Origin of the sequence: Bacillus cereus group sp. Bc010 (genome assembly GCF_027716745.1) — a bacterium.
GTDB classification, from domain to species: domain Bacteria; phylum Bacillota; class Bacilli; order Bacillales; family Bacillaceae_G; genus Bacillus_A; species Bacillus_A pacificus.
Map to the genome: position 1 here is coordinate 83,665 of NZ_JAQFUY010000003.1, position 18,547 is coordinate 102,211.

The window sequence follows — 18,547 nt, forward strand, 5'->3', positions numbered from 1 at the left end:
TTAGGCTTTTTTTATGAACTTTTTTCTTGTACATCATTAATGAGCACTTCACGTGGTTTACTACCTTCATACGGACCTACTACACCATTCATTTCCATTGCATCAATTAAACGGGCAGCACGTGTATAACCAACTCTAAACCTACGTTGTAACATAGAAACCGATGCTGTTTGCATTTCCACTACGAGCTGAACTGCTTCATCATATAATTCATCTTCTACTTCCTGCTTCGTATCAGGAACATCTTGCGGAATCATATCTTCTTGATATTGCGCTTTTTGTTGACCAATAACATATTCTACAACTCTCTCAACTTCATCATCTGATAAAAACGCACCTTGTACACGTACGGGCTTCGATGCACCAATTGGTATAAATAGCATATCTCCACGACCTAGCAGTTTCTCTGCACCACCGCCGTCAAGAATTGTACGAGAGTCTGTTTGAGAAGATACAGCGAATGCAATACGTGATGGAATATTTGCTTTAATAACTCCCGTAATGACATCAACTGACGGACGCTGCGTTGCAATAATTAAATGAATACCGGCAGCACGAGCCATTTGCGCTAGACGCATAATCGCATCCTCTACATCCGATGAAGCAACCATCATTAAATCTGCTAACTCGTCCACAATTACGACAATATAAGGTAATTCGGGTTGTTTCGCTTCTGATTGATTATTATGCTCTTTTATATAGTCATTATATCCTTCAATATTTCGCGTGCCACTATGAGCAAATAATTCATAACGGCGCTCCATTTCACTCACAACTTTTTTCAATGCTTGCGATGCCTTTTTCGGATCCGTTACAACTGGTGTTAACAAATGAGGCACACCGTTATATACATTTAACTCTACCATTTTCGGATCAATCATCATTAATTTTACTTCATGTGGTTTTGCACGCATTAAAATACTAACAATAATACCGTTAATACATACACTTTTCCCGCTACCTGTCGCACCTGCCACTAGCAAATGGGGCATTTTATTTAAACGGGCTAATACAGCTTCACCTGTAATATCTCGTCCAAGACCTATTAACAACTTCTCTTCCGGATGATTGTTAGCTTTAGAATCAAGAACTTCTCTAAGCGTTACCATAGAGACTTCTGAGTTCGGAACTTCAATTCCTACAGCTGATTTCCCGGGAATAGGCGCTTCAATACGAATGTCTTTCGCCGCTAACGCAAGTGCTAAATCATCACTTAAACCGACGATTTTGCTTACCTTTACTCCCATATCAGGATACACTTCATATTTTGTAACTGCAGGACCTCTATGTACTTTTGTTACTTTCGCTTTCACTCCAAAACTTTGGAAAGTACGTTCTAATTTACGAGCATTCTCATAAATTTCCGCATTTTCATTTGTAACTTGCTTATTCTTTGGAAATTTCAATATATCAAGCGCAGGAAGCTTGTAATCTTTATTTTCTACATTTGAAAATTGCATAGGAGGTGCTTGTGTTTCCCCCTCTAGCGATTCAACGATTTTTTCTCCACGCTTTTTCTTCGGCTCTTCAACTGGTGGAGCCTCTTCAATAAACGGTGAAGTGATTAACTCTTCTTCCTCTACTTCAATTCGTTTATCCTCTTCTTCATTTACAGGATAATTCTCAGTGAAATTCGAAATAATCGGAGGATCAATTGAGATTTCTTCCATCGGCTCAATAATTTCTTCATGTTCTGCAGCGCGTTTGCTCCTTGTGCTTCTTGTTGTTTTTTTCTTTTCTGTTTGTTCAGCCGTTCTTTTGGCTCTCCAATCTTTATAGTCCCCTTGCATCACTTGAAATTGACTTCTAAGAATTCTGCCAACTGGAGCTAACACTTCTCCAATATGCTTATTTGTTATACAAAGTATACCGAGAATAACTAAAATAATACCAATAATATAAGCTCCTACTTCGTCAAATAAGAAGTAACAAGTCGCGAACATAAGTGCACCAAACATGCCACCACCTAAATGAACGCTATCTGGCCCTTTTTTCATTTCAAGAAAGAAATTATCTTTCGTACTTACAATAACAGAAGTATTTTGCACTGCTCCATCTTTCGTAAGAAGGTTAAATAATGTAATATGACTAAACATTAATATCGCCAATACTATTAAATAAAAACCGATTAACCGTTTATTTAAAAGGTTCGGCCATCCACGTTTTATAACGAATGAAACGGATAAAGCTATTACACCTAACACACCAATTATGTACCACTCACCAAAGAAGAAGCGAAAAAATAACACAAACGATTTTCCTACAACGCCTAGCTGTAAAATCGTAATGATTGAAAGTGCAAAAAGAGTTAAACCGACGATTTCATAATACAAAGTTGGCTTTATCGTACGTCTTGTCTTTGCCTTCGTCCCTCTTTGCTTTTGTTTTGCCATTTCTTCACCTCGTGATCTACATATAAGTAAAACTTCCTAAAAAACTCTGCTTATATGTTTGTTTTCTCTATTTTTTCAGGTCTTTATATCTTCTATTTTTACACTTCTTGTAAAATGTTAAATAAACAGAAGAAAGCAGCCCTCTCATGGCTGCTCAACCGTCTTGTTTTTTATATTATACCATAGCTTCTAAACAAAATCCTTCTTTTTGCTAAAAGGTTATTTTCTGTCCCGGCTCAAACTCTAAGTAGTGAAGCGGATCCGTACTTAACACGCGTACAATAGAATAATACCCATGTTCTTCTTCTGAAACCATTAATTCAACACCATTTATATTTACGACTTTTTGACTTTCACATTGCGAATAATCGGCTGGATACACGAGTTGCTCTGGCATAATTGTATATAAAATCATTGTAACATTGTCCCTTCTGCATGATCATCCGCGCGACCATCTATTAATTCGTTTAATTTTCGAATCGCATTTCCGATACCACCGACATCATCTATAAGACCATACTTCACTGCATCTCCACCAATTACATTCGTACCAATATCTCGCGTCAAATTCCCTTTCGCAAACATAAGCTCTTTAAAACGATCTTCCGTTACTTTCGAATGCTTCGTCACAAAGCGAATGACTCTTTCTTGCATTTTATCTAAATACTCAAATGTTTGTGGCACACCTATAACAAGACCTGTTAGACGAATCGGATGAATTGTCATCGTCGCAGTTTCTGCAATAAATGAATAGTCTGTAGAAACGGCAATCGGTACACCGATAGAATGCCCTCCACCTAAAACTAAAGATACTGTCGGTTTTGAAAGTGAAGCGACCATCTCAGAAATTGCTAGCCCAGCTTCAACGTCACCTCCAACTGTATTTAACACTAAAAGCAAGCCTTCAATTTTCGGATTTTGTTCAATCGCAACAATTTGCGGAATAATATGCTCATATTTCGTTGTTTTATTTTGCGGTGGCAACTGAACATGACCTTCCACCTGTCCAACAATTGTTAAACAATGAATACGTGATTCATTCATTTGCGGTACATTCGTTTGTCCAAGCTGCTGAATTTTTTCCACTATTGAAGCTTCTTTTCCGGTTTCTTTCGGCTCAGCCTCTTTCTCTTCATTTGTATAACGATCACGTTCTGTCATATCGCATCCCCTTTCACTCGTATATAACTAGTATTTCTTAAGTTATAAATTTCATTCGATAGAGTGAAAAAGAAAAAAGATCACCCGTAAAGGTGATCTTTTTTATACTTCCATAATAATCGGTAAAATCATAGGTTTTCTCTTCGTCTCTTCGTACAAGAACTGTCCTAATAATTCACGAATATTTTGTTTTAACATAGACCATTCAATTGAATATTCTTTAATTGATTGCTCAACAATCATACGTACAATCTCTGTAGAACGGTCAATTAACGCTTCTGATTCACGTACATATACAAATCCACGTGAAATGATTTCTGGACCAGAGATAATTTTCTTTTCATCTTTACCCAGTGTTACAACAACTACTAATATTCCATCTTGAGATAACATTTTTCTATCTCGAAGAACGATATTACCAACATCACCTACACCTAATCCATCAATTAACACATTGCCAGCTTGCACTTTGCCAACTAAGTTCGCTTCATCGTCACCAAAACCAATTACATCGCCTTTTTCTACAATAAAGATATTTTCTCTTGCAATACCTACATCTTCAGCTAAGTATGCATGTGCTTTTTGCATACGGAACTCACCATGTACGGGTACAAAATATTTCGGTTTCATTAAATTTAACATTAATTTTAATTCTTCTTGGCTACCGTGACCTGAAACGTGAACTTTTCTTTCACCGTAATAAACAACTTCAGCTCCCGCTCTAAATAACAAATCAATAATTTTCGATACAGATATTTCATTACCTGGAATTGGAGATGCCGCGATAATAACCGTATCACCTTTACGAATTGAAATTTGTTTATGAGCTTGCTTTGCCATTCTAGAAAGGGCTGCCATCGGTTCACCTTGGCTACCTGTCGTTAAAATAGCTACCTTTTTCTCTGGGAAATTGTCTACTTCTTGTAGTGAAATAACCATACCTTCTGGAACATCTAAATAACCAAGACGTCTTGCGATATCTACCACTTTCACCATACTACGTCCTACAACCGCTACTTTTCGTCCTGTTTCAGCAGCTGCATCAAATACTTGTTGAATACGATGTACATTCGATGCAAATGAAGCAACGATAATACGTCCTTCTGCACCGTAGAACACTTTAGAAATTTCTACACCAACTTCTTTTTCAGAACCTGTATAGCCTGGACGCTCAGCATTTGTACTATCAGATAATAAGCATAGAACGCCTTCATTTCCGATTTGAGCCATTTTCCCAAGGTCTGCTCCACTATTTCCAATTGGAGTTTGATCGAATTTAAAGTCTCCCGTATATACGATTGCACCTTTTGATGTATGGAAACAAACACCAACAGAATCTGGAATACTATGTGTTGTTCCAAAGAACGACACCGTTGTAGTATTAAATTCTACTGTTGAATTTGAATCGATTGTTTTTAAATCTACACGGCCTAACATACCCGCTTCGCCAAGTTTTTCTTGTATAAGTCCTACCGTTAATTTCGTTGCATACACTGGAATTGATAATTTACGAAGTACGTAAACAATGCCACCAATATGATCTTCATGACCGTGAGTAATAAATAAACCTTTTACTCGCTCTTGGTTTTCTACTAAATATGTAATATCAGGAATAACGATATCAATTCCAAACATTTCATCTCCCGGGAACATTAACCCTGCATCTACAATAAAGATTTCAGAATCAATTTCAACACAGTACATGTTTTTCCCGATTTCACCTACTCCACCAAGAGCAAATACTTTAACAGACTCATTCTCTTTTCTCTTCATGTTGTTGCCTGGTTTAAAAATCTTTCAAACACTGATTTCACTAAAATTGCAGAGACACCAGGGGAAACTCTACAACCACCATATATTCACCGTCCAAGACGAATGTCCTTACCGTTATGCGATATCATGTCCTTGTTTATTTTTTAAACCAGGTTTCACCTCTCTTTCATTATATAAATCAAATATCTTATTCGATATGATATGAAAATGTAATCAAATTATAATTTTTACCAATTTTGCTAAGCATACCCGTACTAAGCTACTTAGCCATATTATACCTGATACAAGAAATAGAACACAAGTTAAATCGTGCGAAAGAAAAAGGAAAAGAACGCATTCCCAACAAACTTATCGAACTGATGTCCTTTATATTTACTCCGATTTCGTACCCCATATCGTTTTGAAGAAATAGCTATAAATACTCTAAATTCATTTCATAATATAGATTTTCAAGACTTATTTTTCTAGAATTGAACAAAAAACTTATAAAATGAAGTTTTTTTTATGAATTACGTCATATTTGAAGCAATTTATCCGAAAAATAGAATTGGTATTTTAATACGTTTATACAAGTGTTCATTCTATAATAACTATGACTTTTTAATTCTTTTAAAGGGTTACGATTATTTTCTTTTACATGTTGCAATATATAATGAAAGACCAGTTAATGATCTTATAAAAACATATATAGATAAGATAAGAAAAGAGAGGAAAAGACTTTCATACAAATAAAAAATGACCTAGTTCTACACTAGGTCATTTTTATTAACGAGGGATAGATTGCATAACAGATTGTAACGTTACTCTTTCTTCTTCTGTTAACGGAAGAAGTGGTAAACGTACAGAACCTACATCTAATCCAACCATTTGTAATGCTGTTTTTACTGGTGTTGGGCTTGGCGCCATAAATAATGAATCCGTTACTCTTACAAGTAATTGATGTAATTTTTGCGCCTTCTTAAATTCACCTGCTTGGAACGCTGCAATCATTTCTTGCATTTCATTTCCGATAACATGAGATGCTACAGAAACGATACCTTTCGCTCCAACTGCCATAGCTGGTAACGTTAAACCGTCATCACCGCTGTATACTGCAAAGTCGTCCGCTGTTTTTTCAATGATTTCTGTCATTGTTAACACATCGCCGCCTGCATCTTTAATCGCAACAATGTTTTCTATTTCTGATAAACGAACAACTGTATCAACGGAGATTTGTACAATAGATCGTCCTGGAACGTTATATAGCATAACCGGAAGTGGCGTGCTTTCAGCAATTGCTTTAAAGTGCTGATACATTCCTTCTTGACTCGGTTTGTTATAATACGGTGCTACTAGCATTACTGCATCAACACCAACCTCTGTTGCTTTTTTCGTTAAGTCAATAGAAGCATGCGTATTATTGCTACCTGTTCCAGCGATTACGGGCACCCTTTTATCGACAACAGATACGACATGGCGATATAACGCTACTTTTTCTTCTGAAGTTAATGTAGGAGATTCTCCTGTCGTTCCTCCTACCACGATTGCTGTTGTACCGTTATCAATTAAATAATTTACCAATTTCGTTGTCTTTGCAAAATCGATATTGCCGTTTATATCAAACGGTGTTACCATCGCGGTTGCAATTGTCCCAAAATCTATCATGGTCTCACTCCTTATTGTTCCAGTTGCTTTTCTTTTGAAAGCTCAAACGCACTATGTAATGCATTTACAGCCTCCACTAAATCAGTTTCTTTTACAAGAACCCAAATTGTCGTATGGCTATCTGCTGATTGCAGAATTTGAATACCTTTTTCAGCTAAAGCTGTAACGATTTTCGCAGTAACCCCTGGGTATCCTGCCATTCCAGCTCCTACAATAGATACTTTCGCACAATGCTCTGTCACAATTGGCTCATATCCAAGGTTTTGTAATAGTTCAACTGCACGATTTGATACATTATCACTCACCGTATAAGCTACCCCAGTAGGTGAAATGTTAATTAAATCGACACTGATTCCTTCATTCGCCATTTCTTTAAACACATGCTGCTGCAAATCATATGCTGTTTCTTTTGCAAGTACTTTAATTTGCGTCACATTTGATACATGTGCAATACCTGTAACAGGACGTTCTTCTACATCACGGCCTTTTGTAGCGCCGTCAGATGCTGAAATAAGCGTACCTTCACTATCAGAGTACGTAGAACGTACACGAAGCGGTACTTTTGCATGCATCGCAATTTCAACTGCACGTGGATGAACGACTTTTGCACCTTGGTATGCCATGTTACAAATTTCGTTATACGTTACAGTTTGAAGGTGACGTGCATCTTTTACAATGCGAGGATCTGCAGTCATCACACCTTCTACATCTGTGAAGATATCGATATATTCAGCATGAAGCGCAACACCTAAAGCTGAAGCTGAAGTATCACTACCTCCGCGTCCAAGTGTTGTCGTATCACCTTTTTTCGTTTGTCCTTGGAATCCTGTCACAACGATTACATCTACATTTTCTAGCTCTTCGTGTATACGATCACAATTCATTTCAATAATCTTAGCATTTGTAAAATCATCATTTGTTACAAAACCAGCTTGTGCACCATTTAATGCCGCTGCTTTTATACCGTTCTCATTTAACATGTTAGAGAAAACGATTGCTGAGATTAATTCTCCGCATGATAATAATAAATCTTGCTCACGATTAGAAATGTGAGATTCCTCTTGATTTACAAGACTTAACAACGTATCAGTTGCATATGGTTCACCTTTACGACCCATAGCAGATACGACACTCACTACTTTATAACCCGCATCTAGCGATTTTTTTATATGATGAAGCGCATGCTTACGTCCATTTTCATCACGTACAGATGTGCCACCAAATTTTTGAACAATAATTTTCATATTTTGCACCTTCTCTTAGCCGTTTACACTAATTGTAATTTTACTAAGCGCTCTGCAATTTGAACAGAATTCCATGCAGCGCCTTTTAATAAGTTATCAGATACGACCCAAAGATGGAATCCTTTATCGTTATTTAAATCTTTACGAATTCTTCCAACGAATACTTCGTTTTTACCTACTGCAGTAGCTGGCATTGGATATAATTGCTCTTCTGGGTTATCTTGCAGAACGATACCTTCCGCATTTGCAAGTAAGTTCTTTAATTCCTCTACTGTTACGCCTTCTTTTTCTACTTCAATGTAAACAGACTCAGAGTGACCTGATACAACTGGTAAACGTACACATGTTGCCGCTACTTCTAGCTCTGGCATATGCATAATTTTTTTCGTTTCATTAATCATTTTCATTTCTTCAAATGTAAATCCATTATCTTGGAACTTATCAATCTGTGGAATCGCGTTGAAAGCAATCGGGAAATGTTTCTTATCACCTGATACAGGTAAAACATTCGCCTTTACTTCTTCACCATTTAAGATTGCTTGTGATTGTTCATGAAGTTCTTCAATCGCTGCCGCACCAGCACCTGATACAGCTTGATATGTGGAAACGATTACTCGTTTTAAACCATATTGCTGACGAACTGGCTCAAGAGCTACTACCATTTGAATTGTAGAACAGTTTGGATTTGCAATAATACCGTTATGTTCTTTTAAGTCGTTTTCATTTACTTCAGGTACAACAAGTGGCACGTTTTCTGTCATACGGAATGCACTTGTATTATCAACAACAATCGCACCGCGCTTTGCTGCTTCTGGCGCTAATTGTTTTGATACAGATCCACCAGCACTAAATAGTGCGATATCTACTCCTTCAAAACTTTCAGGAGTTGCCTCTTGAACTGTAAATTCTTCGCCTTTAAATACAAGTTTCTTACCTGCAGATCGTTTAGATGAAAGTAACGTTAACTTCCCAATTGGAAATTCTCGTTTCTCTAAAGTATTTAACATTTGTTCACCAACTGCGCCGGTTGCTCCAACTACAGCGACATGAAAAGTTTTTTGCTTTTCCATCACTATGCCCCTTTCTAGATACCAATCCTTCTATAACTTAGAATGAGAAGGAGTATACAATACCCCTTCTAATCTTAATAACGTTAATTTTATCATATTCTACAGTAAGAATGATGGTTTCATCGAAAATTGTCCGTTTTTTTTCGTTTTTTAATTCATATATCTGAATTTTTCTACGACAACCGGTTGCAATTGCTTCCCTTGCAGCGCTTCTAATACTGTATCTTCCAGTAACTCCATGCGAGCTACCATTGAATTTGGTTTTTTCTCTGGTGCATCTTGACCGAATGGGACGAAGTAGATGTTTTTTGTAGCCATTAGGCGCATGAGATTTACCCCATTAAGCCCCAACGCATCATTCGTCGAAACAGCCAATACGACGGGCTTACCATTTCTTAGCGTCGCTTTCGCTGCCATTAATACCGGAGAGTCTGTCATTGCATTAGCAAATTTACTCATAGAATTTCCTGTTAGTGGTGCAATTACCATACAATCTAGTGGAATTTTAGGTCCTAGCGGTTCTGCGCCAACGATTGAATTAATCGCTTTAAAACCTGTTACTTCTTCAATCTTTTTAATCCACTCTGCCCCTTCTCCAAATCTCGTATTTGTTGATTGAACAGTGTAAGAAACAACTGGACGCACTTCAGCTCCCTCAGCAATTAACTTTTCTAAATGAGGCATTACTTCTTCGTACGTACAATGTGAACCAGTAAAACCAAACCCTATTCTTTTCCCTTTTAAATTCATTCCCCATTCTCCTTTCTTGCGATTACATCTTCTGCTAATAACTGAGAAAGAACGTTCGCTAAAATTTGTCCTGCTGTTTTTGGAGCAACAATACCTGGTAATCCAGGTGCTAACAGCGCTTTAACTCCCCTTTTTTCCGCATATCTAAAGTCGGTACCACCTGGTTTAGAAGCTAAATCAATTACTAACGTATGAGCTGGCATTTTTGAAATGACATTCGCTGTCACAACGAGATGAGGAATTGTATTAATGACAATATCGATATCCCCTACTTCTTTCTCAATGTCCTGCATATGAAAAGGAGAAAACATCATTTCTGTAATACGTGCAATATGTTCTGATCGTCTTGCTCCAACTTTGACATGGGCTCCTAATGATTGAAATGCTCTGGCAACGCTCATCCCTGTTCTACCAAATCCTAAAACCATTACATTAGAACCATGAATTGTATAGTCGGTATGTTGAATTACCATCATTAATGTACCTTCTACAGTTGGTATAGAATTGTAGATTGCCACATCATCACGATCAAATAATTTAATTAGTTTACGGTTTGTAGTAGATACGAGATTTTCCAAGTAAGGCGTACCAATACCTGAATATATAGTAAAATGTTCTGGTGTATTTTCAATTTGTTCTTTCGTTATAGAAACTTTTTCATTTGAAAAAATAGTATCTACTTCTCCCTTGGCATTTGTACCTGCAACTGGCAAAATAATTGCATCTACAGAAGTGAAATCTAAATTTTGTATACTTTCTTTTGCTGCCCCTGTGAAGCCATGGTCTAACTGATCAAACCCTATCAATGAAAGTTTCGCATCCAATTCAACGAGCTTGCGAATTACTTCTAGCTGTCTTGCATCTCCTCCTATGACAGCAATATGCATCTCAGTCAACATTCCCTAATTCACCTTCTTTTTCTGTCATTTATAAGAAAAGTGCCTACTTTTTCTTTTTCCTCCACATCATATGTAATGTACGAGTTTTAGGTGATTGAAAAACAAAAAGCACCCATCATGTATCCCCCTATTTGTATGCAGGAAGGCCCCACCTCAAAATTCGGCGTAGGAAAAGACATTATGTTGGATTTTGCTCTGAGTAAAATGTACAAAAAAGATGACCAAAATGGCCATCTTTCACTTCGAATTTGAACGATTTGTAATATCCCAAAGAATCATATCATGACCCACTTTTTTTATTTGACTCCATGCGACTCTTATTTCTTGTGGTTCCTTTTTAAAACCTCCCCATTTCCCAGCAGGTATAATAAGAGCCTGTATTTGTCCATCCTTCTCATCAATCTCTAAATCCACATAGCCTAAAACCCCCATTTTTTCTGCTCTTTCTAAATTAACAATTTCTTTCCCACTTAGTTCACTTAATCGCATACTCTCTCCCCCTACCCAAATTATTCATTTAAGTTATCCATAATTAGTACCTATTCTATATACCCACAAAAAATAACCGTATCTCATTTAAAAGAGATACGGTTATTTTTAAATCATATATGGTAATTACAGTTTTATTCCTTTTGGAAGTTTTCCATCTGGACTAATTAATGCTGCAGAAAATTCATCTGTAAACATGTTACGAATTAACTCATCTACATTTTCTTTTGTTACCGTGTTTACACTTTCAATAATCTCATCAAGTGAACGGTGCTTACGAAGTAGCAATTCATTTTTACCATTACGGCTCATACGACTATTCGTACTTTCTAAACTTAACATTAAGTTTCCTTTTAATTGCTCTTTACTATTCATAAGCTCTTTTTCTGTAATACCTGTATTTTTTAATGTTTCTAATGTTTCTTGCATTGTTTCATACAGTGTATCTAATTGTTGGCTACCTGTTCCGCCATACAGCGTTAACATACCTGTATCTTCATAAGAAGAATGGTAAGAGAATACTGAGTAAGCTAACCCGCGTTGCTCACGTACTTCTTGGAATAAACGGCTACTCATACTACCGCCTAAAACGTTATTTAATACAATTAAGTTATAAATATCTTCGTGTCCCATTTGTAAGCCTTTATATCCTAAACATAAATGAGCTTGTTCTGTTTCCTTTTTACGTGCTACCTTATTAAAATGGAAAATTGGGCTATGTACTTGTTCACGGTTTGTCGTTCCTTCATAACTACCGAAATATTGCTCTACTGTTTGTAAAAAGGCTTCATCAATATTTCCTGCAATTGATACAACTACATTTTCAGGTGTGTAATGATCCTTAATATATTGACGTAGCGTATCACCTGTAAACGTATTAAGCGTTTCTTCTGTTCCTAAAATAGGGTATCCAAGCGGATGCGTTTCATATGTTGCTTTCGTTAACATATCATGCACAATATCATCTGGAGCATCTTCGTACATTTTAATTTCTTCACATACGACATTCTTCTCTTTTTTCAGTTCTTCTTCATCAAATGTTGAATTAAAGAACATATCTGCTAATACATCTAGAGCATATTTAGCATGCTCATCTAGCACTTTTGCATAGTAACAAGTGTATTCTTTTGAAGTAAAAGCATTCACTTGTCCGCCAATGCTATCAAATGATTCTGCAATTTCACGTGCACTACGTGTTTCTGTTCCTTTAAAGAACATATGCTCTAAAAAGTGAGAAATCCCGTTATTTTTTTCATTTTCATTTCTTGATCCTGCATGGATCCAAATACCAATCGCAACCGATCTTACAGTTGGTATATTCTCCATAACTATTCTTACACCATTTTTACAAGTATATTTTTTAATCAAAAACTTTCCTCCTAATGCCAGTTTCTCTAAATAAGTGCTATTATTTAATGATAACAAGTTTAAGGATGAATGTCATGCAAATGTATTTAATCCACACGTTTTTCATCCAGTAATTCTGTTATATTCCCTACTTTATATCCTTGTTCCTTCAATTTTGTAATCATTGTATCTAATGCTTCTGTTGTGGACGAAGTAGGATGCATTAATACGATAGCACCTGGATGTATTTTTCTCATTACTCTCTGCAATAGTACACCTGGCTCAGGTCGCTTCCAATCAATTGTATCAACAGTCCACATAATCGTTCCCATTTGAAAATCATCTGCAATTTTCACCACTTCATCCCGAAAACTTCCACTCGGCGGTGCAAACCATCTTACCTTTTGATTCGTAGCTGCTTCGATCATTCGATTTGTTTTTTGTAACTGATCTCTTATTTCATCAGACGATAATGTTTTCATATTAGGGTGTGTGTAAGAATGATTTCCAACTTCTTGCTTTGCATCGACAATCATTTTTGCAAATCGTAAATTTTCTTTCACCCAACGTCCTTCTAAAAAGAAGGTCGCCTTCACATCATGTTTTTTCAATATTTCTAATATACGAGGCAAATACTCATTTCCCCATGCCACATTTATTGTTAACCCGACCATCTTTTTATCCGGATGACCTCTATAAATTGGTGCTGGTGATAAATCTTCTAAGTGGACACTCGGTGATACTTCCTTGAATTCAAGATGTTTTTGATCAAACTGCTTTAATTTCTTCATATTGTTATAGGATGCTTCCATATCAACTTGTCTTCCATTATATCCTGGTGTTGCTTTCCATATCTTATCAATCATCGCATTTTGCGGTGCAATCTCATATTGTTTTGCATGCTTTTGAATTTCTTCATATAAGTGATCCTGTGCAAAAACAGAATAAGAACCTGCACTGACATATAAAAAGAATATACATATGTATGCCAATATACGAGTTTTCATATAAACCCTCCCATTAACTATATAAAAAACCATTTTCCTTCTTATCTTTGTTAATTTGAGCGTTATAATGAAAACTATACCTATACTGACATAAAAATATATGCAAATCATATTTTTACATAACAAAAAAAGCCAGTTAAACTGGCTTTTACTTATTGCTGCTCTTGTTTGTTTTCTTCTTTAGCAGCTTCTTTTTCTTGCTCTTCTTTTAGCAATACTTTTCTAGATAAATTCACGCGACCTTGCTTGTCAATCTCGATAACTTTAACTGTAATTACATCACCGATTTTCACAACGTCTTCTACTTTACCTACACGCTCAAGTGCAAGTTCAGAAATGTGAACTAATCCATCTTTACCGCTGAATAATTCAACGAAAGCACCGAATTTCTCAACACGTTTCACTTTTCCTTCGTAGATTTCCCCTACTTGTACTTCGCGAACGATATCCTCGATAATTTTCTTAGCTTTGTCGTTCATTTCTTGATTTATTGAAGAAATGAATACTGTACCATCTTGCTCGATGTCAATTTTAACGCCAGTTTCTTCAATAATTTTATTGATTTGTTTACCGCTTGGTCCGATAACGTCACGGATTTTATCTGGGTTAATTGTCATTGTAATAATCTTTGGAGCGTACGCTGATAATTCAGTGCGTGGCTCTGCAATTACAGATAACATATGATCTAGAATGTGCATACGACCAACTTTCGCTTGTTGTAATGCCTCTTCTAAAATTTCACGAGATAGACCATCGATTTTAATGTCCATTTGTAGTGCAGTTACACCGTGTGCTGTACCTGCTACTTTAAAGTCCATATCACCTAAATGATCTTCCATACCTTGAATATCAGTTAAAATTGTGTAATGCTCACCTGATTTAACTAGGCCCATTGCAATACCTGCAACTGGAGCTTTAAGTGGAACACCAGCATCCATCATTGCTAAAGTACTACCACAAATACTCGCTTGTGAAGTAGAACCATTTGATTCTAATACTTCAGATACAAGACGGACTGTGTATGGGAAATCTTTTTCAGACGGAATTACAGGCTCAAGAGCACGTTCTCCTAGTGCACCGTGACCAATTTCACGACGACCTGGTCCACGCATTGGTCTTGTTTCACCAACACTAAATGATGGGAAATTGTAATGGTGCATAAAGCGTTTTGATTCTTCTACACCAAGGCCATCTAAAATTTGCACATCGCCTAATGCGCCTAATGTACAAATACTTAATGCTTGTGTTTGTCCACGTGTGAATAAACCAGAACCGTGTGTACGAGATAAAATGCCAACCTCTGATGCTAATGGACGGATTTCGTCACCTTTACGGCCATCTGGGCGGATTTTCTCAACTGTAATAAGACGACGTACTTCTTCTTTTACAATTTTATATAAAATCTCATTTACTTGTCCTAATGTATCAGCATCAGCTTCTTGCGCTTCGTAATGCTCAATTACACGCTTTTTCACTTCGTTAATTGCATCTTCACGTGCATGTTTCTCATGTACTTGAATTGCAGAATGCATATCCTTCTCAGCCATTTCACGTACAGATTGGTTAAGATCAGCGTCAACTTCATAAAGTTTCACTTCTGATTTCTCTTTACCTACAGCTTGTACAATCTCTTCTTGGAATGCAATTAGACGTTTAATTTCGTCATGACCAAACATAATTGCTTCTAACATTGTTTCCTCAGGCACTTGATCTGCTCCTGCTTCAACCATGTTAATTGCATCTTTCGTACCAGCTACAACAAGGTGAATATCACTTTGTTCTTGCTGTTCTACTGTTGGGTTGATAACGAATTCGCCGTTAATACGACCAACTGTTGCACCCGCGATCGGACCTTCAAATGGAATGTCTGAAATCGATAACGCTAATGAAGAACCAAGCATAGCTGCCATTTCAGAAGAACAATCTTGATCAACACTCATTACGATGCTGACAACTTGTACTTCGTTACGGAAACCATCTGCGAAAAGTGGACGAATTGGACGGTCGATTAAACGACTTGCCAAAATTGCTTTTTCACTTGGACGACCTTCACGTTTAATGAAACCGCCAGGAATTTTTCCGACTGCATATAAACGCTCTTCATAGTTTACTGTAAGTGGGAAGAAATCTACATTTTTTGCTTCTTTTGATGCAGTTGCTGTAGATAGAACCGCTGTATCGCCATATCTTACTAATACTGCTCCGTTCGCTTGCTTTGCAAGCTGACCTGTTTCAACTGTTAGCTGGCGACCAGCTAAATCTATCGAGAAGACTTGCTTTTCTTGACTCATTTAAGTACCCCTCTCAATTTAAAGTATTCAATTCTTCTATGTAAATGGATAGTATATCACAATATTCTACCTCTAGTATTACCGAAAATGAAGTAAGCTATAAAGAGTAGAAGATATATTTTTACCTAACAAAAAAGCGGGAATATTCCCGCTTCTTTGACTATCGACGTAAGCCAAGCTTTGTGATTAATTCACGGTAACGTGTGATATCGCTATTACGAAGGTAAGTTAGTAAGTTACGACGTTTACCAACCATCTTTAATAGACCACGACGTGAATGATGATCTTTCTTGTGAGTACGTAAGTGCTCGTTTAGAGTGTTAATTTGCTCCGTTAGGACAGCAATTTGAACCTCTGGAGAACCAGTATCAGTCTCATGAGTTCTAAATTGTGCAATGATTTCATTTTTACGCTCTTGTGTTAAAGCCATCCTATTTCACCTCCTATTAATTAAACCCCCGATTACCTAGCAAGCGTCGGTGAGTCGCAATGCCAAGCAATGGTTGTCATAAAGTACATAACATAGAATACTACTTTTCATTTGAAAAAGCAAGTATATTCTTTTCGTTCGCAAAATATTCTTGTGCTGTTTTCTTATCTTTAGCGATTTGTTCAACTAACTCATCGATGCCATTGAATTTCTTCTCTTCTCTTATACGCATATGCCACTCTACTGTAACATTTTGATCATATATGTCTTTGTTAAATTCAAGTAAGTGCACTTCAATAGATAGTTGGCGCTCATCTTCTTTAAAGGTTGGTTTATATCCAATATTACATACACCATCGTACCATTCATCGTGAACTTTTAATCTCACTGCATAAACACCTACAGGTGGTAATAGATACTCATCACTTAAACCTACATTAGCTGTTGGGAAACCAATTTGACGTCCACGTTTATCACCGTGTACAACCGTTCCTCCTACTGTATATGCTCTACCTAAAATAGATGGAATTTGCTCCATTTCGCCATTTCGAATTAACTTTCGTAATGCCGTAGAACTTACTTTCTCTTCTTGAAATTCAACTTTTTCAATCACAGTCTGTGTAAACTCCCCTCTTGCATGAAATGGTAAAGTCTCCATCTTTCCTTTTCCTAAACGTCCATATGAATAATCAAATCCTGCTACTACATGTTTTACATTTAAACCAATAATATAATCATCTACAAATTGTTGTGGCAATAAGCCTGCAAATGATTCATCGAATTTAACAACATATAATATATCGATTCCTAAACTCTCGACTATTTTTTCTTTATCACACATTGGTGTAATATACTCCGCATGCGCTTCCTTTTTACCTAAAACAGCAGATGGATGCGGATAAAATGTCATCACTGCACTTTTATATCCTCGTTCATCCGCTATTTGTTTCGCAGTTCGAATCACACATTGATGTCCTAAATGAATGCCATCAAAAAATCCTAATGCCATTACAGTAGGTGGTAATTCTAATTTATTTTGTTCATGTGGATGAGTTAAATGAATAAGTTTCACGCTTGAATTCACCTTTTTCTGTAATAATCCTTCCAATAATTCATTATAGCTTTAGTTCTTGATTATTCACAAGTACTTTCATCGGCTTTAGCATACCAGGGTGTTTTGGATGGTGCTCATAAATTGCAAGGCAACGATCGTTTTTATCAAACACTGTTATAAATGGCGCCGTTATTTGCAATTCATTTTTTAAGAACATACCATTTTTTATTTTTTCTGCTTGCTTTTCATCTACAACCATTTTCGGGAACTTACTTAACGCTTCATCAATTGAAATGAAGATAGACTCTACTGTTCCATTTTGCACGTTTTCTTCAATTTCTTCAAATGATATGCAATCTTCTAATACAAATTCACCTGAAGCCGTTCTTACAAGGTGAGACATATGTGATGGAAAACCAAGTTTTTCACCAATCATTACCGCTAATGTTCTTACATATGTGCCTTTACTACACGTTACACGGAAACGGAATGAAATATTTTCTCCTTCAAACACTTCACGGTCATCTAGTAATACAAATTCATGAATTGTAATTGTACGAACTGGACGTTCAACCTCTTGTCCTGCTCTTGCATATTCATATAATTTTTTCCCGTTAACTTTTACAGCCGAAAACATCGGAGGCATTTGCTCAATCGTACCTGTTAATGCGGCAAGAACCTCTTCCACTTCTTTACGAGTAATAACACGATCTACATGTTTCGTTTCCACAACTTCACCTGAAGCATCTTCAGTTGTTGTTGAAAACCCTAATGTTACTTCACCTTCATATGTTTTCGTTTCACTTGTTAAAAATTGTGCAATCTTCGTTGCTCGTCCAACACAAATAGGCAATACTCCTGTTACATCTGGATCTAATGTTCCTGTATGACCAATTCGTTTTTCACGCAATATCTTTCTTAATTTAAATACACAATCGTGTGATGTCATGCCTTTTGGCTTATGTAATAATACTACACCTTCCATATATGTTCAC

General features: G+C 36.6%; 16 protein-coding genes. All 16 read right to left on the reverse strand.

The features are described from left to right. Positions 1 to 11: 11 nt before the first annotated feature. Complete coding sequence (locus PDQ68_RS05850; protein ID WP_001118800.1) at positions 12 to 2,393, reverse strand: DNA translocase FtsK; 2,382 nt, start codon at positions 2,391 to 2,393, stop codon at positions 12 to 14. Positions 2,394 to 2,604: 211 nt separating this feature from the next. Then, positions 2,605 to 2,808, reverse strand: a complete 204-nt coding sequence (locus PDQ68_RS05855) for a YlzJ-like family protein (RefSeq protein WP_000605027.1) — start codon at positions 2,806 to 2,808, stop codon at positions 2,605 to 2,607. Continuing rightward, entirely contained in the window at positions 2,805 to 3,554 is a 750-nt protein-coding gene (gene tepA / locus PDQ68_RS05860; RefSeq protein ID WP_000139814.1) for a translocation-enhancing protein TepA, read from the reverse strand. The genes PDQ68_RS05855 and tepA overlap by 4 nt, the downstream gene beginning before the upstream one ends. Positions 3,555 to 3,656: 102 nt before the next feature. Continuing rightward, the gene (locus tag PDQ68_RS05865) at positions 3,657 to 5,327 is read right to left on the reverse strand and encodes a ribonuclease J (protein ID WP_000823085.1); all 1,671 of its coding nucleotides are present in this window, start codon (positions 5,325 to 5,327) and stop codon (positions 3,657 to 3,659) included. A gap of 765 nt (positions 5,328 to 6,092) precedes the next feature. Further along, complete coding sequence (gene dapA, locus PDQ68_RS05870) at positions 6,093 to 6,971, reverse strand: 4-hydroxy-tetrahydrodipicolinate synthase (protein WP_000564761.1); 879 nt, start codon at positions 6,969 to 6,971, stop codon at positions 6,093 to 6,095. A gap of 11 nt (positions 6,972 to 6,982) precedes the next feature. Further along, positions 6,983 to 8,215, reverse strand: coding sequence for an aspartate kinase (gene dapG, locus PDQ68_RS05875; protein WP_061183971.1), 1,233 nt, complete (start codon positions 8,213 to 8,215; stop codon positions 6,983 to 6,985). A 23-nt stretch (positions 8,216 to 8,238) separates the two neighbouring features. After that, positions 8,239 to 9,285, reverse strand: a complete 1,047-nt coding sequence (gene asd, locus PDQ68_RS05880; RefSeq protein ID WP_000414848.1) for an aspartate-semialdehyde dehydrogenase — start codon at positions 9,283 to 9,285, stop codon at positions 8,239 to 8,241. A 150-nt stretch (positions 9,286 to 9,435) separates the two neighbouring features. Then, on the reverse strand, positions 9,436 to 10,035 hold the full coding sequence (gene dpaB / locus PDQ68_RS05885; RefSeq protein ID WP_001049480.1) for a dipicolinate synthase subunit B: 600 nt from the start codon (positions 10,033 to 10,035) through the stop codon (positions 9,436 to 9,438). Then, positions 10,032 to 10,934: a dipicolinic acid synthetase subunit A gene (gene dpaA / locus PDQ68_RS05890; RefSeq protein ID WP_000954733.1), complete on the reverse strand. Its 903-nt coding sequence runs from the start codon at positions 10,932 to 10,934 to the stop codon at positions 10,032 to 10,034. The genes dpaB and dpaA overlap by 4 nt, the downstream gene beginning before the upstream one ends. Positions 10,935 to 11,171: 237 nt before the next feature. Then, a complete protein-coding gene (locus tag PDQ68_RS05895) occupies positions 11,172 to 11,423 on the reverse strand; it encodes a YlmC/YmxH family sporulation protein (protein WP_061183970.1) in 252 nt (83 codons plus the stop codon). Positions 11,424 to 11,549: 126 nt separating this feature from the next. Next, positions 11,550 to 12,791, reverse strand: coding sequence for a M16 family metallopeptidase (locus tag PDQ68_RS05900; protein WP_000592994.1), 1,242 nt, complete (start codon positions 12,789 to 12,791; stop codon positions 11,550 to 11,552). A gap of 86 nt (positions 12,792 to 12,877) precedes the next feature. After that, positions 12,878 to 13,777 carry a polysaccharide deacetylase family protein gene (locus tag PDQ68_RS05905; protein ID WP_000857420.1) on the reverse strand — a complete coding sequence of 300 codons (900 nt, stop codon included), beginning with the start codon at positions 13,775 to 13,777 and terminating at the stop codon, positions 12,878 to 12,880. Between the two features lie 152 nt (positions 13,778 to 13,929). Further along, entirely contained in the window at positions 13,930 to 16,068 is a 2,139-nt protein-coding gene (pnp, locus tag PDQ68_RS05910) for a polyribonucleotide nucleotidyltransferase (RefSeq protein WP_000076751.1), read from the reverse strand. 160 nt (positions 16,069 to 16,228) lie between these two features. Further along, a complete protein-coding gene (rpsO, locus tag PDQ68_RS05915) occupies positions 16,229 to 16,498 on the reverse strand; it encodes a 30S ribosomal protein S15 (protein WP_001229392.1) in 270 nt (89 codons plus the stop codon). A gap of 100 nt (positions 16,499 to 16,598) precedes the next feature. Continuing rightward, the gene (gene ribF / locus PDQ68_RS05920; RefSeq protein WP_061183969.1) at positions 16,599 to 17,570 is read right to left on the reverse strand and encodes a bifunctional riboflavin kinase/FAD synthetase; all 972 of its coding nucleotides are present in this window, start codon (positions 17,568 to 17,570) and stop codon (positions 16,599 to 16,601) included. Between the two features lie 43 nt (positions 17,571 to 17,613). Next, positions 17,614 to 18,537, reverse strand: coding sequence for a tRNA pseudouridine(55) synthase TruB (gene truB, locus PDQ68_RS05925; RefSeq protein WP_000399341.1), 924 nt, complete (start codon positions 18,535 to 18,537; stop codon positions 17,614 to 17,616). Positions 18,538 to 18,547 lie beyond the last annotated feature (10 nt).

Bases quoted from the DNA above. Each gene is read 5' to 3' on its own strand.
- rpsO (WP_001229392.1), bottom strand. From the start codon at position 16,498: ATGGCTTTAACACAAGAGCGTAAAAATGAAATCATTGCACAATTTAGA.
- dpaA (WP_000954733.1), bottom strand. From the start codon at position 10,934: ATGTTGACTGAGATGCATATTGCTGTCATAGGAGGAGATGCAAGACAG.
- dapA (WP_000564761.1), bottom strand. From the start codon at position 6,971: ATGATAGATTTTGGGACAATTGCAACCGCGATGGTAACACCGTTTGAT.
- PDQ68_RS05855 (WP_000605027.1), bottom strand. From the start codon at position 2,808: ATGATTTTATATACAATTATGCCAGAGCAACTCGTGTATCCAGCCGAT.
- pnp (WP_000076751.1), bottom strand. From the start codon at position 16,068: ATGAGTCAAGAAAAGCAAGTCTTCTCGATAGATTTAGCTGGTCGCCAG.
- PDQ68_RS05850 (WP_001118800.1), bottom strand. From the start codon at position 2,393: ATGGCAAAACAAAAGCAAAGAGGGACGAAGGCAAAGACAAGACGTACG.
- tepA (WP_000139814.1), bottom strand. From the start codon at position 3,554: ATGACAGAACGTGATCGTTATACAAATGAAGAGAAAGAGGCTGAGCCG.
- truB (WP_000399341.1), bottom strand. From the start codon at position 18,537: ATGGAAGGTGTAGTATTATTACATAAGCCAAAAGGCATGACATCACAC.
- PDQ68_RS05895 (WP_061183970.1), bottom strand. From the start codon at position 11,423: ATGCGATTAAGTGAACTAAGTGGGAAAGAAATTGTTAATTTAGAAAGA.
- PDQ68_RS05865 (WP_000823085.1), bottom strand. From the start codon at position 5,327: ATGAAGAGAAAAGAGAATGAGTCTGTTAAAGTATTTGCTCTTGGTGGA.
- dpaB (WP_001049480.1), bottom strand. From the start codon at position 10,035: ATGAATTTAAAAGGGAAAAGAATAGGGTTTGGTTTTACTGGTTCACAT.
- PDQ68_RS05905 (WP_000857420.1), bottom strand. From the start codon at position 13,777: ATGAAAACTCGTATATTGGCATACATATGTATATTCTTTTTATATGTC.
- dapG (WP_061183971.1), bottom strand. From the start codon at position 8,215: ATGAAAATTATTGTTCAAAAATTTGGTGGCACATCTGTACGTGATGAA.
- asd (WP_000414848.1), bottom strand. From the start codon at position 9,285: ATGGAAAAGCAAAAAACTTTTCATGTCGCTGTAGTTGGAGCAACCGGC.